This is a genomic window from Ruegeria sp. CDSA034, assembly GCF_059612275.1.
This window is the reverse complement of record NZ_JBXWQH010000011.1, coordinates 68,483-90,588: the sequence shown is the minus strand read 5'-3', so window position 1 is coordinate 90,588 and position 22,106 is coordinate 68,483. Positions and strand designations below refer to the sequence as shown.

Annotated in this window: 23 protein-coding genes and 1 riboswitch; of the genes, 20 read left to right on the top strand and 3 right to left on the bottom strand. The window is 57.7% G+C overall.

Features of this window, described 5'->3' with window-relative positions; genetic code table 11:
• Positions 1-35 precede the first annotated feature (35 nt).
• The 10 genes from miaB (at position 36) to cmk (ending at position 10,576) form a co-directional block, all read left to right on the top strand.
• The gene (miaB, locus tag AC2FLJ_RS16850; RefSeq protein WP_282120722.1) at positions 36-1,355 is read left to right on the top strand and encodes a tRNA (N6-isopentenyl adenosine(37)-C2)-methylthiotransferase MiaB; all 1,320 of its coding nucleotides are present in this window, start codon (positions 36-38) and stop codon (positions 1,353-1,355) included.
• A 193-nt stretch (positions 1,356-1,548) separates the two neighbouring features.
• Positions 1,549-2,304 (top strand): outer membrane protein, encoded by a 756-nt coding sequence (locus tag AC2FLJ_RS16845; RefSeq protein WP_234999079.1) that lies wholly within the window; start codon positions 1,549-1,551, stop codon positions 2,302-2,304.
• A 154-nt stretch (positions 2,305-2,458) separates the two neighbouring features.
• Complete coding sequence (locus AC2FLJ_RS16840; RefSeq protein WP_058273235.1) at positions 2,459-3,481, top strand: PhoH family protein; 1,023 nt, start codon at positions 2,459-2,461, stop codon at positions 3,479-3,481.
• A 39-nt stretch (positions 3,482-3,520) separates the two neighbouring features.
• The gene (ybeY, locus tag AC2FLJ_RS16835) at positions 3,521-4,015 is read left to right on the top strand and encodes an rRNA maturation RNase YbeY (protein ID WP_496699712.1); all 495 of its coding nucleotides are present in this window, start codon (positions 3,521-3,523) and stop codon (positions 4,013-4,015) included.
• 36 nt (positions 4,016-4,051) lie between these two features.
• Positions 4,052-4,939 (top strand): hemolysin family protein, encoded by an 888-nt coding sequence (locus tag AC2FLJ_RS16830; protein WP_496699711.1) that lies wholly within the window; start codon positions 4,052-4,054, stop codon positions 4,937-4,939.
• Positions 4,936-6,432, top strand: coding sequence for an apolipoprotein N-acyltransferase (lnt, locus tag AC2FLJ_RS16825; RefSeq protein ID WP_496699710.1), 1,497 nt, complete (start codon positions 4,936-4,938; stop codon positions 6,430-6,432). Before AC2FLJ_RS16830 ends, lnt begins: the two co-directional genes overlap by 4 nt.
• A 42-nt stretch (positions 6,433-6,474) precedes the next feature.
• Positions 6,475-6,523, top strand: a riboswitch (SAM-SAH riboswitch).
• A gap of 5 nt (positions 6,524-6,528) precedes the next feature.
• Positions 6,529-7,710 (top strand): methionine adenosyltransferase, encoded by a 1,182-nt coding sequence (metK, locus tag AC2FLJ_RS16820; protein ID WP_496699709.1) that lies wholly within the window; start codon positions 6,529-6,531, stop codon positions 7,708-7,710.
• 102 nt (positions 7,711-7,812) lie between these two features.
• A complete protein-coding gene (gene trmB, locus AC2FLJ_RS16815; protein ID WP_282170745.1) occupies positions 7,813-8,523 on the top strand; it encodes a tRNA (guanine(46)-N(7))-methyltransferase TrmB in 711 nt (236 codons plus the stop codon).
• A 68-nt stretch (positions 8,524-8,591) separates the two neighbouring features.
• Positions 8,592-9,944 carry a 3-phosphoshikimate 1-carboxyvinyltransferase gene (gene aroA, locus AC2FLJ_RS16810; protein WP_282170746.1) on the top strand — a complete coding sequence of 451 codons (1,353 nt, stop codon included), beginning with the start codon at positions 8,592-8,594 and terminating at the stop codon, positions 9,942-9,944.
• Between the two features lie 5 nt (positions 9,945-9,949).
• Entirely contained in the window at positions 9,950-10,576 is a 627-nt protein-coding gene (gene cmk / locus AC2FLJ_RS16805; protein WP_282170747.1) for a (d)CMP kinase, read from the top strand.
• 30 nt (positions 10,577-10,606) lie between these two features.
• Here the strand turns inward: cmk and AC2FLJ_RS16800 are convergent, their stop codons facing one another.
• Positions 10,607-11,086, bottom strand: coding sequence for a YHS domain-containing (seleno)protein (locus tag AC2FLJ_RS16800; RefSeq protein WP_058273166.1), 480 nt, complete (start codon positions 11,084-11,086; stop codon positions 10,607-10,609).
• 218 nt (positions 11,087-11,304) lie between these two features.
• Between AC2FLJ_RS16800 and AC2FLJ_RS16795 the strand changes: the two genes are divergently transcribed.
• Complete coding sequence (locus AC2FLJ_RS16795) at positions 11,305-11,829, top strand: hypothetical protein (protein ID WP_282170749.1); 525 nt, start codon at positions 11,305-11,307, stop codon at positions 11,827-11,829.
• 306 nt (positions 11,830-12,135) lie between these two features.
• Entirely contained in the window at positions 12,136-13,824 is a 1,689-nt protein-coding gene (locus AC2FLJ_RS16790; RefSeq protein WP_282170750.1) for a tryptophan halogenase family protein, read from the top strand.
• Positions 13,825-13,919: 95 nt separating this feature from the next.
• Here the strand turns inward: AC2FLJ_RS16790 and AC2FLJ_RS16785 are convergent, their stop codons facing one another.
• Positions 13,920-15,395: a sulfatase family protein gene (locus tag AC2FLJ_RS16785; protein ID WP_496706832.1), complete on the bottom strand. Its 1,476-nt coding sequence runs from the start codon at positions 15,393-15,395 to the stop codon at positions 13,920-13,922.
• A 214-nt stretch (positions 15,396-15,609) separates the two neighbouring features.
• Between AC2FLJ_RS16785 and AC2FLJ_RS16780 the strand changes: the two genes are divergently transcribed.
• The 8 genes from AC2FLJ_RS16780 to AC2FLJ_RS16745 all read left to right on the top strand — a co-directional run bounded on the left by AC2FLJ_RS16780 (position 15,610) and on the right by AC2FLJ_RS16745 (position 21,746).
• Positions 15,610-15,885, top strand: a complete 276-nt coding sequence (locus tag AC2FLJ_RS16780) for a DUF6525 family protein (RefSeq protein ID WP_496699707.1) — start codon at positions 15,610-15,612, stop codon at positions 15,883-15,885.
• 248 nt (positions 15,886-16,133) lie between these two features.
• Complete coding sequence (rpsA, locus tag AC2FLJ_RS16775; protein ID WP_058279471.1) at positions 16,134-17,810, top strand: 30S ribosomal protein S1; 1,677 nt, start codon at positions 16,134-16,136, stop codon at positions 17,808-17,810.
• 271 nt (positions 17,811-18,081) lie between these two features.
• Entirely contained in the window at positions 18,082-18,366 is a 285-nt protein-coding gene (ihfB, locus tag AC2FLJ_RS16770) for an integration host factor subunit beta (RefSeq protein WP_037310872.1), read from the top strand.
• A 7-nt stretch (positions 18,367-18,373) separates the two neighbouring features.
• The gene (locus AC2FLJ_RS16765; RefSeq protein WP_058273237.1) at positions 18,374-18,724 is read left to right on the top strand and encodes a lipopolysaccharide assembly protein LapA domain-containing protein; all 351 of its coding nucleotides are present in this window, start codon (positions 18,374-18,376) and stop codon (positions 18,722-18,724) included.
• 9 nt (positions 18,725-18,733) lie between these two features.
• On the top strand, positions 18,734-19,375 hold the full coding sequence (locus tag AC2FLJ_RS16760; protein WP_496699706.1) for a phosphoribosylanthranilate isomerase: 642 nt from the start codon (positions 18,734-18,736) through the stop codon (positions 19,373-19,375).
• Positions 19,376-19,418: 43 nt separating this feature from the next.
• Complete coding sequence (locus tag AC2FLJ_RS16755; protein WP_496706830.1) at positions 19,419-19,757, top strand: hypothetical protein; 339 nt, start codon at positions 19,419-19,421, stop codon at positions 19,755-19,757.
• Between the two features lie 67 nt (positions 19,758-19,824).
• Positions 19,825-21,072, top strand: a complete 1,248-nt coding sequence (trpB, locus tag AC2FLJ_RS16750) for a tryptophan synthase subunit beta (protein WP_282120708.1) — start codon at positions 19,825-19,827, stop codon at positions 21,070-21,072.
• 50 nt (positions 21,073-21,122) lie between these two features.
• Positions 21,123-21,746, top strand: coding sequence for a class I SAM-dependent methyltransferase (locus AC2FLJ_RS16745; RefSeq protein ID WP_496699704.1), 624 nt, complete (start codon positions 21,123-21,125; stop codon positions 21,744-21,746).
• A gap of 31 nt (positions 21,747-21,777) precedes the next feature.
• Here the strand turns inward: AC2FLJ_RS16745 and hmuQ are convergent, their stop codons facing one another.
• Positions 21,778-22,098, bottom strand: coding sequence for a heme-degrading protein HmuQ (gene hmuQ, locus AC2FLJ_RS16740; RefSeq protein WP_058273175.1), 321 nt, complete (start codon positions 22,096-22,098; stop codon positions 21,778-21,780).
• Positions 22,099-22,106: the final 8 nt, after the last annotated feature.

The following is a 22,106-nucleotide window of genomic DNA, read 5'->3' as shown; positions in this document are numbered from 1 at the left end:
ACGACGCCGATCCCGCGAATGCAAAGGCCGTTTTCATGTCAGAACCCAAAAAGCTGTACATCAAGACCTATGGTTGCCAGATGAACGTATACGACAGCGAGCGTATGGCGGAAACACTGGGCGGTCAGGGCTACGTGGAAACCAAAAGCCCCGATGATGCGGATATGATCCTGCTGAACACCTGCCATATTCGGGAAAAAGCTGCGGAAAAAATCTATTCCGAGCTTGGCCGGTTTAAAGGTTTGAAGACCGAAAAGCCCGACCTCAAGATCGGTGTTGCTGGATGTGTTGCACAGGCAGAAGGCGAAGAGATTATGCGCCGCCAGCCGATTGTTGACCTTGTTGTCGGTCCGCAAAGCTATCACCGCCTGCCCGAGATGGAGGCGAAGACGCGCACCGGTGCCAAGGCGCTGGACACTGATTTCCCCGAAGAAGACAAGTTCGAGAAACTCAAAAACCGTCCCAAGGCGAAACGCGGACCGACCGCATTTCTGACGGTGCAGGAAGGCTGCGACAAGTTCTGTGCCTTCTGCGTAGTGCCGTATACGCGGGGGGCCGAAGTCAGCCGTCCCGCCGATCGTATCCTGCGCGAGGCGAACGATCTGGTCGAACGCGGGGTGCGCGAAATCACTCTGCTGGGGCAGAACGTCAACGCCTATCACGGCGCTGGTCCGAATGGTGACATGACGCTGGCCGGTCTGATCTGGGAGCTGAACAAGGTCGACGGGCTGGAGCGGATCCGGTTCACCACCTCACACCCCAACGACATGGCCGACGACCTGATCGAGGCGCACGGGACGTGCGACAAGCTGATGCCTTATCTGCATCTGCCGGTTCAGTCGGGTTCGGATCGCATCCTCAAGCGAATGAACCGCAGCCACACCGCCGAGAGCTATCTGCGCCTGATCGAGCGCATTCGCGCCGCGCGCCCGGATATCGTGATGTCCGGCGACTTCATCGTCGGCTTCCCTGAAGAGACCGAAGAGGATTTTCAGGCCACCATGGATTTGGTGGAAGAGGTCAAATACGGATATGCGTATTCGTTCAAATATTCGACCCGCCCCGGAACACCGGCGGCTGAGCGGTCTCAGGTTGATCCCAAGGCTGCGGATGACCGTCTGCAGCGGCTTCAGGGGTTGATTACCCGTCACCAGCGCGAGATTCAGGACGCGATGGTTGGTCGGGACGTGAAAGTTCTGTTTGAAAAACCGGGTCGTCTGCCAGGTCAGATGGTCGGAAAATCCGAGTATCTTCATTCGGTTCACGTATCTGACGCTGATGTTGCGGTGGGCGAATTGCGCGATGTCCGGATCATGTCATCGGGCGCAAATTCACTGGCGGGTGCGTTGCGCTAACGCGTCCGTTATTTGGATTTTGGAAACCATACGGATTTGTTAATTCCAAATTTACCCTTGATTTATTACTCGGAATTATGTTCCGAGAAAAATCAGGTTGCTTAGGGGTCGAGTGTTTTGTGCCTTTGGGAAACCTCATCTCTTGCCGACGGGATGGGCAGGTCGGTGAATGGAAAGGGTACGAGTGAAGACTTTGAAACGTTTTTCTGGGCGGCTGTTGAGATCCGCCCTTACAACCGCGATCGCTGTTTCGGTGCTTCCCGGCGTGACCGCTGCAGGCAATCTGGATCAAGGTCTCTCTGACCCTCCTGTCGTCAACCCAAAACGGTTCGGCAGTGACGTCAGCGCCTTTTATCTGGGTGCTACGGGCGCGTACGCTTTCGGGGGCGACGATCGATTTGGACTGACTGGACCCGGCGGAACCTCGGAAGTAGGCGACCTGGACCTGAGCGGTTCGTTGGGTGGCGTGCGTGCCGGGTGGCGCGGCGTTTTGCCTGCGCGCGGCGGGCGCGACTATGTTTACGGGTTTGAGCTTGGGTACGAGTTCGGCTCGCTTAGCGATGACGCCTCCAACCAGATCAACGGCCAGACGGTCACGGGCGGGTCCGAAATATCGGACGTGTTCTCGATTCGGCTGCGCAATGGCCTGACCAATAAAAGCGGTACAGTGTTGTATTTTGTGTCGGCTGGATATGTGAATGGCGACATCAACACAACAAGCAGACAGGCCGTCCAGGGGGGCTCTCAATTCTTCGAAAGTGGCGGCCGACGCAGCGGCTTTACCGCCAGCATCGGAGCCGAACATAACCTGACCGAACACTGGTCGATCACGGGTGAGTTCGAATACGTTCAGTTCAGCGCTGAAAACGTGGATTTCGGCAATGGAACCTCAACCAGATCGACACCAAAATATCGCGGACTGAAGCTGGGTTTGAACTATCGGTTCTGACACGCCGACTAAAACAGCGGCGCCAACAGGTGCAGCGCACGGGCCGGGCGCATTGGCGGTTTTGCCATTTGGGCGGAAAAAATGAAACTGTGGCTTGCGCCCACCAAGACTTCCTGTCTACGCTCAAGGTGAAACGCCAAGACAGGAGAGCGGATTGGCCATCGGTGCCCTAAACCCACCGCAAGATGAAATGCCTCAGCGCGAAGCGTTTGTTGAGTTTCCAGACAACCGATTGTTAATAGACCTGTGCGGGGAATATGACCGCAATCTGACAGATATTGAGCAAAAGCTCTCAGTTCAGATCGTGCGCCGCGGGAATCAGCTGGCCGTGATGGGTGACGAAGACGCCCAGAAGCAGGCCATCGAGGTTTTGCAGGCGCTATACACGCGCTTGGAAGGCGGACGTGACGTCGAAGCGGCCGATGTCGACCGCGAGCTGCGAATGGGTGGCTCGGAGACGGGAACCGGCAGCCGCGACGGTGACCAGCTCGAAATGTTCAGAGGCGGCACGGTCGAAATCAAGACGCGCAAGAAACTGGTCGAGCCGCGCACGGATGCGCAAAAGGCTTATGTCCAGTCGCTGTTCCAGAACGAACTGGCCTTTGGAATTGGCCCTGCCGGTACAGGTAAGACCTATCTTGCCGTGGCCGCTGGCGTGTCGATGTTTATCGGAGGCCATGTAGATCGGATCATTCTCAGCCGCCCTGCAGTCGAAGCTGGCGAAAAGCTGGGCTATCTGCCCGGCGACATGAAAGACAAGGTCGATCCTTACATGCAGCCGCTGTACGACGCATTGAATGACTTTCTTCCCGGAAAGCAGTTGGCCAAACTGATTGAAGAAAAGCGAATCGAAATTGCGCCGCTGGCCTTCATGCGGGGACGTACGCTGGCGAATGCGTTTGTTGTGCTGGATGAAGCGCAGAATGCCACGACCATGCAGATGAAAATGTTCCTGACGCGTCTGGGTGAAGGTAGCCGAATGGTGATCACCGGTGACCGCTCGCAGGTTGACCTGCCGCGCGGTGTTCAGTCAGGGCTGGCCGATGCCGAGCGTTTGTTGAATACGATACCAAACATCAGCTTCAACTACTTCACGTCCAAGGATGTTGTGCGCCACCCGCTTGTGGCCGCCATTATCGAAGCGTATGAGGCCGACTCGGGCCGCGAGAAAGCATAGTCGTCCCGGTTGCAGCCACAGGGCTTTGGACACGGTGAGATGAACCTGGAAGTGACGATCGAAGATGCGCGCTGGCAACAGCTTGAACCGTTGGCTGCGCGCGCGATAAAGGCTGTTTTGGACTTTTGCGATCTGGACGCCGAGCTGTGCGAAGTCAGCCTGCTGGCCTGCGATGATGCGCGAATTGCTGATCTGAACGCGGAATTTAGGGAAAAGCCCACTCCGACCAATGTGCTGAGTTGGCCAGCCGAAGAGCTGACCGCTGACGAAGCGGGGCAGAGACCTGCCCGACCCGCGCCAGACTTTACGGGCGAAATCGCGCTAGGCGACATTGCGATTTCCTTTGATACTTGCGCACGCGAAGCGGACGACGCCAACACAACTATGGACGATCACGTCACGCATCTGATCATTCACGGAGTGTTACACTTGCTGGGCTATGACCACATCCGTGACCCCGACGCCACTTTGATGGAAGAGGTCGAAGTCGAGATACTTGGCAAAATGGGTATAGATGACCCATATAGTATGTAACAGTGGCCGCATTGGCCGATCATTTGGAACAGGATTATGGGCGATACAGACGGCAGTTCTATGGCGGCGCAGAGCGCGCAACCGAAGGACAGCGGTGAAAATGCCAGCAAAAATGCTGGCTTCTTTTCTCGAATAGTGGACGCGTTCTCGCCGCAGAGCGACGAAGAGGTCAGCGCGACCAATGGACATGAGGTCGACATGGTTCAGCCTCGCGGCATGATTAATCTGCGGCGAATGCGGGTCGAAGATGTGGCTATTCCGACGGCGGAAATCGTGTCTGTGCCCTCGACAATCAGCAAGGATGAGCTGGCCCAGGTTTTCCGCGACAGCGGCCTGTCCCGGATCCCCGTCTACGAGGGAACGCTTGATACGCCTTTGGGGTTTGTGCACCTCAAGGATTTTGCGCTTACGCACGGATTTAATGGCACGGGTTCAGAGTTTGATCTGGTCTCGATGCTGCGCACTTTGCTGTTTGTGCCGCCGTCGATGCCTATTGGCGTGTTGTTGACGAAGATGCAGACCGAACGCCGCCATATGGCGCTGGTGATTGACGAATACGGCGGTGTTGATGGTCTGGTGTCGATCGAGGATCTGATCGAACAGGTGGTCGGTGAGATTGCGGATGAGCACGATGCCGACGAAGGCCAGCTTTGGATACAGGAAAAGCCCGGCTGCTATGTCGTGCAAGCCCGCGTCCCCTTGGAGGAATTTGAGGCCGAGATAGGGCGTTCTCTGACAAGTCACGAGGACGTGGACGAGGAAGAAATCGACACCTTGGGCGGATTGGTCTTCATGCTGTCTGGTCGCGTCCCAGCACGGGGCGAGGTCGTGTTGCATCCCGAAGGTCCCGAGTTCGAGGTGATTGACGCCGACCCGCGCCGGATCAAACGTCTGCGTGTCATGTTGCCGGATCGCGTTGAATGAACCCTGCACAGGGCTGGCCGTTTTGGTTGCGGTTAATATCCGTAGCTCTGCTGGGCGCGATCGCGGCGTTTGGGCTTGCTCCGTTCGGCATTTGGCCGGCAACAGTGATCGCACTGATCCTGCTGTCGCCTCTGTTTCTTACGACTGAGACGCGGGCGAGGGCGGCGTGGTTGGGCTGGGCCTTCGCGACCGGGTATTTCGCACATGCGCTCAGTTGGATTGTCGAACCGTTCCTCGTTGATGTCCAGCGTCACGGATGGATGGCGCCTTTTGCCCTGACATTCATGGCAGGCGGCCTCGCTCTGTTTTGGGCGCTTGCCTTTTGGCTGGTGCGGCGTCCCGACAGCGATGGCGTATCACAGGCCGTGTTTCTGGCGATTTCAATCTCACTGCTGGAATTTGCCCGAGGCTATGTCCTGACGGGGTTTCCCTGGGCGGGGCTGGCGCAGGTCTGGGTGAATACACAGGTCGCGCAGCTATTGTCTCTGTTCGGGCCATATGGGCTGGGCGCGGTGACTTTGCTGGCGACTTTGCCGCTCGGGGCCGCGCTGTCGCGGCGCGATGGCTATGTGGTTCCGTCAGTCCTGACCGTTGGAACCGCGTGTTTCGCATTGATTTATGCCATGTCGCGCCCGGTTGTTACGGACACTGACAATGTTGTCCGCCTCATTCAACCAAATGCACCCCAGCATCAGAAATGGGATCCGGATTACGCCCCGCTGTTTTTTGCCCGACAACTAGAGTTTACGGCGGCGGCCCCGCGACCGGATTTGATTGTCTGGCCGGAAACCTCGGTTCCTGCATGGCTGGGCAGTGCGCAGCCTTATCTGACCGCAATCGCCGATGCCGCGCAGGGGACGCCCGTATTTCTGGGTATTCAGAGAGGGGACGGCCCGCGCATTTACAATTCGATGATCTATCTGGATGAAGATGGCCGGCAGCAGGGGCTTTATGACAAGCATCATCTGGCGCCCTTTGGCGAATATGTCCCATTTGGTGACATCTTGGCTCAGTTCGGAATTTACGGAATGGCTGCCACCACCGGTAATGGCTTTAGCGCCGGACCGGGGGCTTCGCTGATGGACGCTGGCAAGCTGGGGAAAGCCTTGCCGCTTATTTGCTATGAGGCGGTTTTCACTCAGGACGTCTTGTCTGCACCGGGTCGTGCCGATTTTCTGCTGCAGATCACCAATGACGCTTGGTTCGGTACGCGCTCGGGACCTTACCAGCACCTGGCTCAGGCGCAAATGCGCGCCATCGAGCAAGGGTTGCCAATGATGCGGTCGGCAAATACCGGAGTGTCAGCGATGATTGACCCGCTGGGTCGGGTTACAGAAGCTTTGCCGTTGGGGCAGGCCGGTTTTGTCGATGCGACATTGCCCAGTGCGCTGGCTCCGACAGTGTACGCCCGGCTGGGTGATGCACCGGTCTTTGTCGCGCTGTTGGCGCTCTATGCGCTGCTTTCACGCAACGCCAGAAGACAACAACGGTAATTTTGGATTGACGCTGTGTTTCATGGTGCGTATCCCCTTGCATGCTCATCACAACGGCTTCCTGGCGTGATGGGAAAACCTTAATGGAGCACTTTCATGTCCCGACAGAACTACACATTTACTTCGGAGTCCGTTTCCGAAGGACACCCGGATAAGGTTTGTGACCGGATTTCTGATGCCGTGCTTGACGCATTTCTGAATGAAGAACCCGAAGCGCGCGTGGCGTGCGAAACCTTTGCTACGACCGACCGGGTCGTCATCGGTGGCGAAGTAGGTCTGACTGATCAGGAAAAGCTGCACGACTACATGGGCCGCATCGACGAGATTGCGCGCGCCTGCATCAAAGACATCGGATACGAGCAGGACAAGTTCCACCACGAAACCGTCGAGGTAACGAACCTGCTGCACGAACAGTCCGCACATATCGCCCAAGGTGTGGATGCCGCCGCAGACAAGGACGAAGGTGCCGGTGACCAAGGCATCATGTTCGGTTATGCGACCACGGAAACGCCTGCGCTGATGCCGGCACCGATCCAGTATTCACACGCGATCCTGCGCCGTCTTGCCGAAGTGCGCAAGAATGGCAGCGAACCCGCGCTGGGTCCTGATGCCAAGTCGCAATTGTCGGTCGTTTACCGTGACGGCAAACCTGTGGGTGTCAGCTCGATCGTATTGTCGACACAACACCTGGACGAAGCGCTGAGTTCCGCCGACATCCGCGCGATTGTTGAGCCTTACATCCGTGAAACACTGCCCGAAGGGTGGTTGAGCGACGAAACCGAGTGGCACGTGAACCCCACTGGCAAATTCGTGATCGGTGGCCCGGATGGTGACGCAGGTCTGACCGGGCGCAAGATCATCGTAGACACTTATGGTGGCGCAGCCCCGCACGGCGGCGGCGCGTTCTCGGGTAAGGACCCGACCAAGGTGGACCGTTCGGCCGCGTATGCCGCGCGTTACCTAGCCAAGAATGTTGTGGCCGCCGGAATGGCAGAACGCTGCACGATCCAGCTAAGCTATGCGATTGGTGTGTCCAAGCCGCTGTCTATCTATGCCGACACTCACGGCACTGGTGAAATCCCGGACGCAGAAATCGAAAAGGCTGTTGGTCAGGTCATGGATCTAACCCCGCGCGGTATCCGGCAGCACCTGCAGATGAATAAGCCTATCTATCAGCGCACGGCGGCTTACGGCCACTTTGGCCGCGAACCCGAGGCGGATGGCGGTTTTAGCTGGGAACGGACCGATCTGGCCGATGCGCTGAAAGCCACGGTCTGATCCGAATTATCAAAGCGCGCCGACATCGGCGCGCTTTTTTGTTGAACGGTGATTACTACGCCCCTCTTGAACCAACCTCGGCGTCGCAGTATGGCCACCGCCATGAGCACCCAGACCCCACAACGCCCGCGCAGAAACTTCTATGGCCGCTTCAAAGGGAAAACCCTGAAGCCCAGCCAAAAGACCTATCTGAACGAAGACCTTGATGCACTGTCACCGGGTGCGGTGGATTGGGAAACCAATCCCGAACGCCATCCGCTGGATCTGAACGCTCTGTTCGATGGCAGGGACGTCTGGCTTGAGGTCGGCTTTGGTGGGGGTGAGCATCTTGTGCACCAGGCTGCCAGCAACCCCGATATCGGCATTATTGGGGCCGAACCGTATATTAACGGCGTCGCGATGCTGTTGGGTAAGATTCGTCAAGCCGGGGTTGAAAATCTGGCGGTGCATCCGGGCGATGTGCGCGATCTGTTCGATGTTCTGCCCGGGGCCAGCATCTCTCGCGCCTTCCTACTGTATCCCGACCCATGGCCCAAGACACGGCACCACCGTCGCCGTTTCGTGACGCAGGAACATCTGGAGCCTTTGGCCCGTGCCCTGAAGCCGGGGTCTATTTTTCGCGTTGCTACGGACATTCCCGACTATGTGCGCCAGACATTGGAAGAGGTGCCGCGCGCCGGGTTCGAATGGCTGGCCGAGCGTCCTGCTGACTGGCGCGAGCCCTGGGATGACTGGATTTCCACCCGCTATGAACAGAAGGCCCTGCGTGAAGGCCGTACGCCACACTACCTGACCTTCCGCCGCAAAGACTGATTGCGGCTGGACCAACCGGCCCCAATTCGCTAATCCGCCTTGAACTGATAGCGAAAACAGGAGCCCCCATGTCCGGACACGGCACGCCCATCCCGATGACCTCGCATCCCTGCGGCCCGCTGACCGGAACCGCAGAGGTGCCCGGTGACAAGTCTATTTCGCACCGGTCGCTGATCCTGGGTGCGATGGCCGTGGGCGAGACCCGGATCTCGGGTCTGTTGGAAGGTGAAGATGTTCTGGACACCGCCAAGGCCATGCGCGCCTTCGGGGCTGAGGTCACTGACCATGGCGGCGGCGAATGGACTGTGCATGGTGTAGGTGTCGGTGGCTTTGCCGAACCCGATCAGGTGATTGATTGCGGCAACTCGGGCACCGGTGTTCGCTTGATTATGGGCGCGATGGCGACCTGTCCGATTTCGGCGACTTTTACGGGCGACGCTAGCCTGAATAAACGCCCCATGGCGCGGGTCACAGATCCGCTGGCGCTGTTTGGAACGCAATCGGTGGGCCGTTCAGGGGGGCGCTTGCCGATGACTATCGTTGGCGCGGCTGACTCCACGCCGGTGCGCTACGAGGTACCCGTGCCTTCCGCCCAGGTAAAATCTGCGGTGCTGCTGGCTGGCCTCAATGCCCCCGGCAAAACTGTGGTGATCGAGAAAGAGGCCACACGGGACCATTCCGAGCGGATGCTGGCGGGCTTTGGTGCGGAAATCACCGTTGAGGACACCGATGAGGGCCGGGTTATCACTCTGACTGGTCGCCCCGAGTTGAAACCGCAGGTCATCGCCGTGCCACGCGACCCGTCCAGCGCGGCCTTTCCGGTCTGCGCGGCGCTGCTCACGCCTGGGTCGGACGTTTTGGTGCCGGGCATCGGCCTGAACCCCACCCGTGCGGGGTTGTTCACTACGCTGCGCGAGATGGGTGCAGACCTGACCTATGAGAATGAGCGCGAAGAGGGCGGCGAACCTGTCGCCGATCTGCGCGCAAAGTACTCGCCGGATATGAAGGGGATCGATGTTCCACCGGAACGCGCGGCCTCGATGATTGATGAATACCCGGTTTTGTCCGTGATTGCGGCAAATGCCACCGGTGTCACGATGATGGGCGGCGTAAAAGAACTGCGCGTAAAGGAAAGCGACCGGATCGACGCAATGGCCCAGGGCCTGCGCGCCAATGGTGTAACTGTCGAAGAAGGTGATGAATGGTGGTCGGTTGAAGGGTTGGGCATCGGCAACGTCCCCGGTGGCGGCACCTGCGAAAGCTTTCTGGACCACCGGATCGCCATGTCGTTCATGATTTTGGGGATGGGGGCCAAAAAGGGTGTAACCGTCGACGATGCGGGCCCGATCGCCACTTCGTTCCCGATTTTTGAACCTTTGATGGCCACGTTGGGTGCGAAACTGCAGCGAAATAATCGGTAGGTTTGATGTCGGATTTAAAGTTCACAATCGCCATTGACGGACCAGCTGCAGCGGGCAAGGGCACGATCTCAAAAGCGGTCGCGGCCCGGTTTGGGTTCGCGCATCTGGACACCGGGCTTTTGTACCGCGCGGTCGGCAGACGGACCTTGCAAGGACTGGAGCCGATTGCGGCAGCACAAGCATTGACCCCCGAAGAGTTGGAGCAGGGCGATTTGCGCACGGCCGAGATTGCGCAAGCAGCCTCAAAAGTAGCCGTGATTCCCGAGGTTCGGGCCGCGTTGGTTGACTTCCAGCGGGCGTTTGCGCGCCGCTGCGGGGGCGCTGTGCTGGATGGTCGCGACATCGGTACTGTGATTTGTCCCGAGGCCGAGGTGAAACTGTTCGTCACCGCCAGCCCCGAAGTTCGGGCCGAGCGTCGGTTCCTTGAGCTCAGCGCGAAGGGCAATGATATCTCGCGTGAACAGGTGCTGTCGGACGTAAAAGAGCGCGACGCGCGGGATACGGAACGCAGCACTGCGCCGATGAAGCCAGCAGAGGATGCAGTCTTGCTGGACACGTCAGATTTGAGCGTCGAAGCCGCGTTGGAAAAAGCCATCAAGGTCATTGAAGCAAAAAAGCCTGCACGGTCGTAACCGTGCAGGCCTTGGTCTTTTGTGGCCAGATTACAGTTCTCCGACCGCGATACTTTTGATCTTGGACCACTGATTGTCAGCGGTTTCGGATGTGGCAGAGACATCTTCAAGGAACGCCGCGCGAGTATCAGCGTTCAGGAACAGATACAGCTTTCCGTCAGCCACAAGGTATTGATCCGGATCGCCGTCGAATTTTTTGCCCACAGAAACGCCGAACGAACAGAACCCGCCATGTTGTGGCAGGTAGGCCGCCGGGTTGGCCTCGAACGCTTCGCGGTTGGCGGCGCTGGTGAAGTAATAAGATGCGCCGTCATAAGTGGCCGAGTGGGTGGCAAAGCCATCGACCGGGTTGCCGTCGTTAACGAGAGTCACCAGATCGACCCCATGCGCGGCAAGCGGCGCACCGGCGGCAGAAATACCGTTTGATACGTTGATCTCATCCGCAGCAAAGGCCGGGGCTGCGATCAGGGGCAATGTGGCGATCAGGGTGGTAAGAACGAGAGACTTCATTTGTATTTCCTTTCCGGTTCAGAGTCCGGCCAGCAGGTCTGCCAGCCGCTGAACTAAAGCTAGGAACTAGGTTCTGAACGAGCTATCGCAGAAAGCCCCGAGTATCTTGCAGATCGTTCAAAGCTGTCGGTGCCTTCGAAATACTGTTCACCAAGCTTTGTTTGGTCAGGTCTGCGCCCCGACCCTATTGTCGATCCATAGCCTGCAGGAGCGATGCCATGATCCGACTAGCCTTATTGATGATTTTCCTTGCCGGAGGTGCATTGGCCCAAGAGACGGCTGAGCCGGAACCCCCAATGACGTATGAGCGGTTGGGAAAGATCATCTTTGCGCTCGATCCTGACGCGAAACCGTTTGGACCGGGGTTTGAACTGAAGGTTGGGGACGTAACGGTGCTGGTTGTTACGGATATCAATGCGGATCGGATGCGGGCCATGGTCGCGATTGGCAGCGCCGAAGATTTGTCGCCCGCTGACCTTGAACGCGTGATGCAGGCGAATTTTGACAGTACGCTAGACGCGCGTTACGCGCTCGCGAATGGTATCTTGTGGGCTGCGTACATCCATCCGCTATCCCGGCTGGACAAGAACCAACTGATCTCGGGGCTGGCCCAGACAGTGAATATCGCCAAGACTTATGGCACCTTGTACACCGGTGGCGCGGCGGAATTCGGAGGGGGCGACAGCCAGGATTTGCAGCGCGATCTGATCGAAGAGCTTCTGAAAAAAGGTGAGGAAATCTGACACGCGCCCGGGAATTGCGTTTGCTCTGATTTCAAGTTGCCGCGCAGAAGCTGCGGTCCATCGGCGGCCCGGTCTGCCTTTAACACATCGCGGTTATGTGTACTGCCCGGGGCAGGGTGCCGTGACTGAGCGTCGCTTTGCCGAAAGAAGGAAAGTACATTCAAGACAGGGCGCGCTAGACCCTAGCTGGACGCAGGAAACCTGCTATGCTTTGCCCATGCCAGAAGGGAAGGCTGCCATACAATCCTCAAAAACAAAAAGGGGAAGCAGCCAAAAAATCCCTCAAGCCAACAGGGACAGAACAATATGAATAATCGTTTGCGTAAGATCACTATCGTGGGTGGTGGCACAGCGGGTTGGATGACCGCGCTGATACTGGACATGGTGTTTTCACGCACCTCGGCCCGCAAGGATCGCCCGCGCATCTGCCTGATCGAAAGCCCCAATATCGCCACCGTGGGTGTCGGTGAGGCCACGGTGCCGCGTATGCCGGTCACACTGCGCCAAGCGGGCATTTCCGAGCGGGATTTTTTTCGCGAGACCAATGCATCGTTCAAGCTGGGCGTGAAGTTCTGCAATTGGAACAAGGACGCAAAGGGCAACCGCATCGACTACGTGAACCCTTTTGCCCACGGTCAGTTGTTGGAAGGATTGGAAGCCGCCGAATACTTCTTGCGCTTTGGCAATGGTGATCGGGACTTTACGCAATCCATCTCGCCGCATGACGATCTGGCCCGCCTGTGCAAGGGCGGGCGACCGCTGGGTCAGCCCGAGTTCGAACAACGGTTTGGCTACGCATATCATCTGGACGCCGTGAAATTTGCGGGCATGCTGACCAAGGTCTGCACCAAGCGCGGGGTTGAGCACATTCAGGATGAGGTGCAGGCGGTTGAGCTGGATGAACAGGGCAATGTCAGCCATCTGATGTTAGAGCGTAAGGGCCGCCACGACATCGAGATGGTCATAGATTGCACCGGGTTCCGCGGTTTGATCATCAACAAAGCACTGGGTGAGCCGTTTATGGATTACTCGGATTACCTGCCCAACGACCGCGCCATGGCGTTGCAGATTGAACATCCCGACCCAGAGAAAATCGAAAGCGTCACCCGGTCTACCGCGCTGGGCGCCGGTTGGACATGGCGGGTGCCGCTCTACAACCGTGTGGGCACAGGATATGTGTATTCATCGGCGCATCGCACGGATGATCAGGCGGCAGATGAATATCTCGAATGGCTAGGCGACAGCGGCAAAGGTTTGACACCGCGCGTGATCCCGATGCGCATCGGGCGCGTGCGCAATGCCTGGGTCAAGAACTGTCTGGCAATCGGTTTGTCTGGCGGGTTCATTGAACCGTTGGAAAGTACCGCAATCCATATGGTTGATCACGCGGTGCGCTGGTTCGCAGAACACCTGCCTACACGCGACATCGAACCATCGCTGCGGGCAAGATATAACCGGCAAATGAACCAGATGTATGATGAGGTCCTAGATTTCATCTGTCTGCACTATCGCCTGGGCAACCGCACGGATGATCAATATTGGATCGATGCGCGCACAGAGATGAAGATACCGGATCGTTTGGCCGAAAACCTGGAATTGTGGCAGCACCGCCTGCCCATGGAACACGATATCGAATTCGCCACACTGTTTAATTTCCGCGTTTATCAGACGGTTCTTTTGGGCAAGCAGGTCTATGACACCGGCTATGGGACCGGCATCCGTGATCGTCTGCGGCCGTTGAAGAAACCGATTTGGTTCCAGTGGTGGAAGGGCGCGAAGGTGGATCTTGCGCAGATCCTCAAGGCGATGCCGGATCACAAAACACTGTTGCGCGATATCCGAGGAGAGCTGGAGCAGCCCCCAGCCTTTGGTATGGCGGCTGCGATGCAACCGACCGTCGCGATGCCGGGCGAACAACTTGCACCCGTGGCAATCCAGAACATGCCGAACCTTGCCGAAATCCAAAGCGGCAAGAAGGACCTGCAACTGTTCTAGAAGGTCCTAGCGCTCGGCGCAGCTTTGCGGTGGTGGCAGCATTGAACTGCGCTGCGCGGACCGAGGACCCACTGGAGAAATGCAAAATACCTGCGCTAAAGCGCGGGTCCTTCACGCAGCTTTTCCTGCTCGGACGGGATCGGCGTGTGATTGAAGACAAAGGCCGTGCGGCAGGCTTCTTCTCCGCCTAGGTCTTCGATTTTCTTGCGTTGATCGGCAAAGGCGCAGGAGTTGACCTCTTCGGGGTCGCAGATTTCTCGCAGACGGCGTTCCCCTTCGACCAGCGCAGCCTGAACCTGCGGGTCATTTACCCGATCCAGCGCGCGGTTGGCCTGTTCTTGAGGATCGGTTGACAGGTCGAACAATTGCGGGGGCTGTCCGACATAATAGACGTATTTCCATTCGTCCCATCGCACCATGAAACTGCCGGTTCTTGACCCACCATCGTGGTATTCGCTGAAGCCGGTTCGGTCGGGGTCGTCCGGCGCATTTGCCAACTCGATCAGAGACAAGCCGGGTTGACCCGCGTTGCCCTCGTCGGCTTCGACGCCGCAGACGTCCCGGGCGGTTGCAGCGATATCGGTCAGATTGGTACATGTGGTGACGCGTCGCCCCGACGGGATACCCGGGCCGGCCGCGATCATCGGAATTCCTGCACTGGCCTCATACATTACCTGTTTGGTCCAAAACCCCTGATCCCCCATCATGTCACCGTGGTCGGATACATAGATCACGACCGTATTTTCAGCATGACCACTGTCGGACAAGGCTTTCAGGATGCGCCCCACGCAATCATCCATCAGTGAGGTCAGGCCATAATAAGCCGCCTTGGCTTCGCACATTTTCTGTTCGTCAAAATAGTCATCGTAGTTGAAGAACGCGGCGATGTTGCGAAGCTCTTCATGATCCGGCAGCCCTTTGCCATACCCGACCGGCAAATCCATCTGAGCAGGGTCGTAAAGGTCGTACCATTCCTTGGGACAGGTCAGGGGATAGTGCGGACTGACCAGCGACACAAATGCTGCCCAGGGTTTGTCCTGGCGGGTGGGATCGGCCAGCCAGGCCTCGGCTGCTGCGGTAATGTCCAGATCGTAATCGGTGTAGGTGCTGGGCCCGACGCCCACATCGCCTGCCAGCTCGGATGCCGAATCATAGTCTGGTGGGTTTTCGCGCAAAAGCCCAACGGCCCAGCCGACACCTCCGACCACGTGCATCGGCAGGATCTCCTCGGAGAAGCCATTGTCGTCTTGGTTGGACCTGAAGTGCAGTTTTCCAATAGCGACGACCTCGCGCCCGGCGTCGTGCACCTGCCTCATCCAGCTGCGCGGGTGCCCGTCATAGGGGGTTGCGCTGTCCCAGTTTCCTGTCGTGTGAACCCAGTCTCCGGTCGCAAGCGCCGCCCGTGCGGGTACGCACATGGGTGAAGGCGTGTAGGCGGACTCAAACATCGTTCCGCGCGCGGCCAGTGCATCCAGATTGGGCGTTTTGACAATCGGATGGCCAGCGCATCCCATTGCGTCTTTGCGGTGTTCGTCTGAAATGATGACGAGAAAGTTCAGGTCTTGACGCATGAGATCCTCCGACTTTTTCAAAGCTTCGCAAGTGGCGCAGACTTTGCTGTTCGAAACACGACATTCTTCGCAGGAATCGAGCAATGCCATTACGAGTGCGGTTGCACATGGATATTACCAATGTAATAACATAGCAAAACTATCGAGCGAGCATGGCAATATCCACTGACACCTGACAGTCTAGGTTCGTGCGCGCCGATGAACGGAGCGCACAATGACTGACCGCAGAAAGAACCGAAACCTGCGCAGCCAGATCAAACGCCGCCGGCGGACGGGATCACCAATGCAAGCCTATGACGCGTTACCTGCTGAGTTGCGATTGTGGCTTGCCTCGGCTTGTTTGCCGTGGAGCCCGGCCTCGGCGCTGCGCATTTGGGATAAGGTAGGCGGAGCGAATGATCCCGATGATGCCTATTTGCGTTTGAATGCGATTGAGCACTCCATGTTGCAACGGGACCGGCGCGTTTGGGACATGGCGAGCCAGGTGTGACGGCGGCCGATGCCCTGTATTTCAAGGCTTTCCTCTTGCACATGTCGGGAATTCCGCATATACGCGCGCTGTCACCACAAGGGCGGTCAACGTCCGGATGACGTTACTGAGCAGGGCCGGGTAACCTCGGCCCTTTGTGTTTGTTTGCTCAGGGGCGCACCGGATCACGTCCGATGACACCATGAAACAAGACCGGCGGAGACAACCGCTCGGCCAGTAAAAACGTATGTAAAGGAAAACACTGCCAGATGGCTGATACAACCATGGAGGAATTCGAAGCCCTCCTGAACGAAAGCTTCGAAATGGACACGCCCGAAGAGGGTTCTGTTGTCAAAGGCAAGGTACTGGCGATCGAAGCCGGCCAAGCCATCATCGACGTTGGCTACAAAATGGAAGGCCGCGTTGATCTGAAAGAATTCGCAAATCCCGGCGAAGCCCCTGAAATTGCTGTTGGTGACGAGGTAGAAGTCTACCTGCGCGCCGCAGAGAACGCCCGTGGCGAAGCCGTTATCTCGCGCGAGATGGCCCGCCGTGAAGAGGCATGGGACCGTCTTGAAAAAGCATATGCCGACGACCAGCGCGTCGAAGGTGCAATCTTTGGTCGCGTCAAAGGTGGCTTCACCGTCGATCTGGGTGGCGCAGTTGCGTTCCTGCCCGGTTCGCAGGTTGACGTCCGCCCCGTACGCGACGCTGGCCCGCTGATGGGTCTGAAGCAGCCGTTCCAGATTCTGAAAATGGACCGCCGCCGTGGCAACATCGTTGTTTCGCGCCGCGCTATCCTGGAAGAATCACGCGCCGAACAGCGTGCCGAAGTCATTGGCAACCTGACCGAAGGTCAGACCGTCGAAGGCGTGGTCAAGAACATCACCGAATACGGTGCGTTTGTTGACCTGGGCGGCGTTGATGGCCTGCTGCACGTCACCGACATGGCATGGCGTCGTGTGAATCACCCGTCCGAGATCCTGACGATCGGCGAAACCATCAAGGTTCAGGTCATCAAGATCAACAAAGAGACCCACCGCATCAGCTTGGGCATGAAGCAGCTGCAGGAAGATCCATGGGATCTGGTTGCTGCCAAGTATCCGCTGAGCTCGGTCCATCAGGGTCGCGTCACCAACATCACCGACTACGGCGCGTTCGTCGAGCTGGAAGCCGGTGTCGAAGGTCTGGTGCACGTGTCCGAGATGTCCTGGACCAAGAAAAACGTCCACCCCGGCAAGATTGTTTCGACCAGCCAGGAAGTAGACGTCATGGTTCTGGAAATCGACGGCGCCAAGCGTCGCGTGTCTCTGGGTCTGAAGCAGACCATGCGCAACCCGTGGGAAGTGTTTGCAGAAACACACCCCGAGGGCACCGAAGTCGAAGGCGAAGTCAAGAACATCACCGAATTTGGTCTGTTCATTGGCCTCGAAGGCGACATCGACGGCATGGTTCACCTGTCCGACCTGTCGTGGGACGAACGTGGCGAAGATGCGATCCAGAACTACCGCAAAGGCGACATGGTTTCGGCCGTTGTCTCGGAAGTTGACGTGGAAAAAGAGCGTATCTCGCTGTCGATCAAAGCCCTGGGTGGTGACAAGTTCGCAGAAGCCGTTGGCGGCGTGAAGCGCGGTTCGATCATCACTGTAGAAGTCACTGCGATCGAAGATGGCGGCATCGAGGTGGAATACGAAGGCATGAAGTCCTTCATCCGTCGTTCCGACCTGTCGCGTGACCGTGCAGAGCAGCGCCCCGAGCGTTTCTCGGTTAACGACAAGATCGACGTCCGCGTCACCAATGTCGACAGCAAGACTCGCCGTCTGGGTCTGTCGATCAAGGCACGTGAGATCGCCGAAGAGAAAGAGGCCGTGGAACAGTACGGTTCTTCCGACTCGGGCGCATCGCTGGGCGATATCCTGGGTGCAGCGCTGAAATCCGGCGACTAAGCTCAGGCTGGATTTTCAGCCGAATTTACGGCCCCGTGCAGACGCGCGGGGCCGTTTTTGTTGCGAATCAATATGTTCCAAAATTTGGGCTTATTGCGGCCGTCGTTCACGCTTTAAGAGCGGATTTTGCCTGAACAAGCAAAAAATCGCGCGACTTTGCTGTAAAATGAATGCTTTGCACACAGAGTTTACGTTCCCCCGATCACGGTTTTTTCCTATACTGTCCAGAAGTATAGACATGGTTAACCGGTCGCCTGGGAGGGTAACACTCATGATCCGTTCAGAACTGATTCAGAAAATCGCCGACGAAAACCCGCATCTCTATCAGCGTGATGTCGAGCGGATTGTGAATACCGTGTTCGAAGAAGTGACAGATGCCATGGCGCGTGGCGACCGTGTCGAACTGCGCGGCTTCGGTGCGTTCTCGGTCAAACAACGTGACGCGCGTGTTGGCCGCAATCCTCGTACAGGTGAGACCGTGCAGGTCGAAGAAAAATGTGTTCCGTTCTTCAAAACTGGCAAGTTGCTAAGGGACCGATTGAACGGTAAAGCCTGACACCATGATGCGTTACCTTCGATATGCTTTCCTGGCGATCCTCGGGATCGTTCTTGTGTCAATCTCGCTGGCCAATCGCCAGATCGTCGAGTTGAAGCTGATGCCGGATGCCCTGGCCGAGTTGCTGGGGCTCAATTTCTCAACGTCTTTGCCACTGTTCATCGTGGTGCTGGGCGGCGTCGTGGCCGGTTTGATCATCGGCTTCCTGTGGGAATGGCTGCGCGAGCATAAACACCGCCGCGATGCCTCGACCAAGACCGGAGAAGTGCGCAAGCTTGAGCGTGAGGTCAAGAAGCTCAAGAAAAAGCAGAACGAGGGCAAGGACGACGTTCTGGCTCTGCTGGACGAAGCCAGCTAAGGCACTTTTATGACGAACGTAGCTGTTAAAATCTGCGGGCTGACCGCACCTGATCACGTGCGCGCTGCGGCTGATGCCGGTGCACGCTATGTCGGCTTTGTCTTTTTCTCAAAATCGCCGCGGCATCTAGCCCTTGATGCAGCGGCAGGGCTGGCGCAGCTTGTTCCTGCAGGCGTGGCCAAGGTCGCGCTGACCGTGAATGCGACGGACGAAGAACTGGACCGTATCATCGCACGCGTGCCCTTGGACATGTTGCAATTGCATGGCAAGGAAACACCGCAGCGGGTTTCAGAAGTACGCGACAGATTTGGCCTGCCGGTGATGAAAGCAATCGGCATCGCCGAGGCCGAGGATCTGAGCGCAATTGACCTGTATTCCGAGGTTGCAGATCAGTTGCTGATCGACGCGAAACCTCCGCGTGCATCCGAACTGCCGGGCGGGAATGGATTGGCCTTTGATTGGCGGCTGCTGGCCGGCCGGAAATACTGGCGAAAGCCGTGGATGCTGGCCGGGGGACTGACGCCAGACAACGTTGCCGAGGCGATCCGGATGACCGGCGCAAAACAGGTTGATGTATCTTCCGGCGTCGAAAGTTCGCCCGGAGTTAAAGACTCCATTAAGATTTCTGAATTCGTGTCCGCCGCCCATTGATCTGCTTGCTGACCTCCCCCGTATATAACGTCGGGGAGGAGCAATGATGCTTGCAGCGATTGGCGGGGTTACCCTGAACCATTGGTACAACGCGCCAGAGTTCTTTTGGCGCGCGGGGCAAGCGTTGAAGCAGGCGCGTGGTGACCCATTGTGCGTTCATGCGCAGTTGTTCCCGCACGGTGGGCTCTACTTTTCGCTCAGCGTTTGGCAAGACGCCGAGGCCTTGCTGACATTTGCCCATTCGGGACCACACAGGCGGGTTCTTGAGGCATCGGACCGGTTGTCCATCACGCATGAGTTCCATCATTTCTCATGCATCGCGGTGCCGACCGAAGAACAGGCCCTGCGGATCTGGAAGCATCGCTACAGACCCGCGAAATGATACGTTTTGCCATGGCAAAACCTGGCAGCACCTCCTATGAACAACGGGTACGACGAGGGAGACACCCATGGCCAACGATCTATTCAATTCCTTCATGTCCGGTCCCGACGAACAGGGCCGGTTTGGCATCTTCGGCGGACGGTTTGTCAGCGAAACGCTGATGCCGCTGATCCTGTCGCTTGAAGAGGAATATGAGAAGGCCAAGGATGATCCGACCTTCTGGGCCGAGATGGACGATCTGTGGGCGAACTATGTGGGTCGCCCCTCGCCGCTGTATTACGCGGAACGCCTGACCGAGCATCTGGGCGGCGCGAAAATCTATCTGAAACGCGACGAACTGAACCACACGGGCGCGCATAAAATCAACAACGTGTTGGGCCAGATCATTCTGGCGCGGCGCATGGGTAAAACCCGGATCATCGCGGAAACCGGTGCGGGGCAGCACGGCGTGGCGACAGCTACCGTCTGCGCCAAATTCGGCCTGAAATGCATCGTTTACATGGGCGCACACGACGTTCAGCGTCAGGCGCCCAACGTGTTCCGTATGCGTTTGCTGGGTGCCGAAGTGATTCCGGTGACCTCGGGCCGTGGCACGCTTAAGGACGCGATGAACGACGCGCTACGTGATTGGGTGACCAATGTGCGCGACACGTTCTACTGCATCGGCACTGTGGCGGGCCCGCACCCGTATCCGGCGATGGTGCGTGATTTCCAGTCGATCATCGGCAAGGAAGCTAAGGAACAGATGCAAAAGGCCGAAGGCCGTTTGCCCGACACGCTTATCGCCGCCATCGGCGGTGGGTCGAATGCGATGGGCCTGTTTTATCCGTTCCTTGACGACAAGAGCGTCAACATCATCGGTGTTGAGGCGGGCGGTAAAGGCGTGAATGAAAAGATGGAACATTGCGCCTCGCTGACCGGTGGTCGTCCGGGTGTGCTGCACGGAAACCGTACCTACCTGCTGCAGGATGATGACGGCCAGATCCTCGAAGGCTATTCGATCTCGGCCGGTCTGGATTACCCTGGTATTGGCCCCGAGCATTCTTGGCTGAATGATATCGGTCGCGCGAACTATGTCTCGATCACCGATAAAGAGGCGCTGGAAGCGTTCCAGCTGTGCTGTGCAACCGAAGGTATCATCCCCGCGTTGGAGCCCAGCCACGCGTTGGCGCATGTCATGAAGATCGCGCCGGAACTGCCCAAGGATCACCTGATCTGCATGAATATGTGTGGTCGCGGCGACAAGGACGTTCAGACGGTCGCCAAATACCTGAACTTTGATATGTCCGACACCGAAGGCCGTTCGGCCGGATAACGCGCGCCCGGGGCTTTGCGCCCCGGGTCTTTCATGCCACGCTGCGTGGTATGCAGGACGCGTCCAGTTCAGATAAACTCGCTCAAAAGTACGATGCCGCAGCCCCCGGCTGGGCGGATAAGATGCGTCTGCTGGGCTATTTTGATGCCTATCTGGGGTTTCTATCGATCGGTTCAGCGGATGATCTAGGCCGGAACGGGCTGGATGTGGGGTGCGGGACAGGTGCTTTTGCCGAGGCACGGGCGGTCATTCAGCCCGAAGGTAAGGTCACACTGCTCGAGCCGTCCGGGAAAATGCTGAAACAGGCCGAGGGTGCGCTGGCCCTAAGGGGCGTTACAACCCATACCGCGCGATCCCGGTTGGAGGATTTTCCACCAGCCCAGCCTTTTGATTGCGTTCTGGCAGCCCATGTCCTTGAACATTGCGATAATCCTACCGATGCCCTGCGCCACATGCGCAGGCAGGCCGCGCCAGCGGCAAAGCTGTGGTTGGTCGTCAGTAAACCACACTGGTGCAACGCGATTATTTGGCTTCAATGGCGTCACCGGTCGTACAGACCGCAACAGGTGGCCAAGATGCTTAAGGAGGCGGGGTGGGTGTTGGAGGCGGAGCACAGTTTTCCAACTGGTCCGCCCTCGCGCACATCGCGCGGCTATCTGGCGCGCGCCGTGTAATCATCAATCCGGTGTTGGCGACATGGATTGATCAGTTCTGATACAAAACCGTTTCGAACCCCTCGAACTGAGGTGGTCCGATCAGAGCCGACTGCGTCTTGCCGTTGCCAGCGTTTTTGTGCGCGTCCCGGAATTGTTGGGATTTGGTCCAGGCCGCGAAATCGCTGCGATTGTCCCAAATCACGTGGCTGGAATACAGCCGATACCCGTCGCCCTCGGGGCCTTTCAGAAGGCGGAACTCCTGAAATCCTTGCAGTTCTTTCAACCGGCTTTCGCGGTCTTTCCAAACGGATTCGAAATCGGCTTCGCTGCCCAAACGGACTTTGAAGCGGTTCATGGCGATAAAGCTCATAGCCTACC

Excerpts from the sequence above, each read along its gene's own strand:
- AC2FLJ_RS16745 (WP_496699704.1), top strand. The coding sequence starts at position 21,123 with ATGCAGGACGCGTCCAGTTCAGATAAACTCGCTCAAAAGTACGATGCC.
- ihfB (WP_037310872.1), top strand. The coding sequence starts at position 18,082 with ATGATCCGTTCAGAACTGATTCAGAAAATCGCCGACGAAAACCCGCAT.
- AC2FLJ_RS16780 (WP_496699707.1), top strand. The coding sequence starts at position 15,610 with ATGACTGACCGCAGAAAGAACCGAAACCTGCGCAGCCAGATCAAACGC.
- AC2FLJ_RS16765 (WP_058273237.1), top strand. The coding sequence starts at position 18,374 with ATGCGTTACCTTCGATATGCTTTCCTGGCGATCCTCGGGATCGTTCTT.
- AC2FLJ_RS16755 (WP_496706830.1), top strand. The coding sequence starts at position 19,419 with ATGATGCTTGCAGCGATTGGCGGGGTTACCCTGAACCATTGGTACAAC.
- aroA (WP_282170746.1), top strand. The coding sequence starts at position 8,592 with ATGTCCGGACACGGCACGCCCATCCCGATGACCTCGCATCCCTGCGGC.
- lnt (WP_496699710.1), top strand. The coding sequence starts at position 4,936 with ATGAACCCTGCACAGGGCTGGCCGTTTTGGTTGCGGTTAATATCCGTA.
- ybeY (WP_496699712.1), top strand. The coding sequence starts at position 3,521 with ATGAACCTGGAAGTGACGATCGAAGATGCGCGCTGGCAACAGCTTGAA.
- trpB (WP_282120708.1), top strand. The coding sequence starts at position 19,825 with ATGGCCAACGATCTATTCAATTCCTTCATGTCCGGTCCCGACGAACAG.
- AC2FLJ_RS16760 (WP_496699706.1), top strand. The coding sequence starts at position 18,734 with ATGACGAACGTAGCTGTTAAAATCTGCGGGCTGACCGCACCTGATCAC.
- rpsA (WP_058279471.1), top strand. The coding sequence starts at position 16,134 with ATGGCTGATACAACCATGGAGGAATTCGAAGCCCTCCTGAACGAAAGC.
- cmk (WP_282170747.1), top strand. The coding sequence starts at position 9,950 with ATGTCGGATTTAAAGTTCACAATCGCCATTGACGGACCAGCTGCAGCG.
- AC2FLJ_RS16795 (WP_282170749.1), top strand. The coding sequence starts at position 11,305 with ATGATCCGACTAGCCTTATTGATGATTTTCCTTGCCGGAGGTGCATTG.
- AC2FLJ_RS16785 (WP_496706832.1), bottom strand. The coding sequence starts at position 15,395 with ATGCGTCAAGACCTGAACTTTCTCGTCATCATTTCAGACGAACACCGC.
- AC2FLJ_RS16800 (WP_058273166.1), bottom strand. The coding sequence starts at position 11,086 with ATGAAGTCTCTCGTTCTTACCACCCTGATCGCCACATTGCCCCTGATC.
- AC2FLJ_RS16830 (WP_496699711.1), top strand. The coding sequence starts at position 4,052 with ATGGGCGATACAGACGGCAGTTCTATGGCGGCGCAGAGCGCGCAACCG.
- AC2FLJ_RS16790 (WP_282170750.1), top strand. The coding sequence starts at position 12,136 with ATGAATAATCGTTTGCGTAAGATCACTATCGTGGGTGGTGGCACAGCG.
- miaB (WP_282120722.1), top strand. The coding sequence starts at position 36 with ATGTCAGAACCCAAAAAGCTGTACATCAAGACCTATGGTTGCCAGATG.
- hmuQ (WP_058273175.1), bottom strand. The coding sequence starts at position 22,098 with ATGAGCTTTATCGCCATGAACCGCTTCAAAGTCCGTTTGGGCAGCGAA.
- trmB (WP_282170745.1), top strand. The coding sequence starts at position 7,813 with ATGAGCACCCAGACCCCACAACGCCCGCGCAGAAACTTCTATGGCCGC.
- metK (WP_496699709.1), top strand. The coding sequence starts at position 6,529 with ATGTCCCGACAGAACTACACATTTACTTCGGAGTCCGTTTCCGAAGGA.